This is a genomic window from Burkholderia sp. Bp9143, from assembly GCF_003853645.1.
Taxonomy (GTDB): Bacteria; Pseudomonadota; Gammaproteobacteria; order Burkholderiales; family Burkholderiaceae; genus Burkholderia.
Window position 1 is genome coordinate 1 of the sequence record NZ_QTPO01000197.1, and the last position, 254, is coordinate 254.

General features: G+C 63.4%; 1 protein-coding gene. It reads left to right on the forward strand.

What is annotated here, in order from left to right; translation table 11 throughout:
• Positions 1 to 254, forward strand: a 254-nt coding sequence (locus DIE23_RS40790; RefSeq protein ID WP_311767855.1) for a hypothetical protein, incomplete at both ends; no start/stop codon positions are given.

The window sequence follows — 254 nt, forward strand, 5'->3', positions numbered from 1 at the left end:
CCCGTCGAGGTCGACGTCGAGAGCGAAGCAACCGAGCTGTTGGTCGAGCTCAAGCCCGTCGAAGTGGACGTGGACAGGGAACTGATCGAACTGTTAGCCGACGAGAGGCCGGTCGACGTCGAGGTCGACAGCGATGCCACCGAGCTATCGGTCGAGCTGAGGCCCGTGGACAACGAGTTGATGCCGGTCGAGGTCGAGGTGGACAGGGAGCTGATCGAGCTGTTTGCCGACGAGAGGCCGGTCGACGTGGAGGT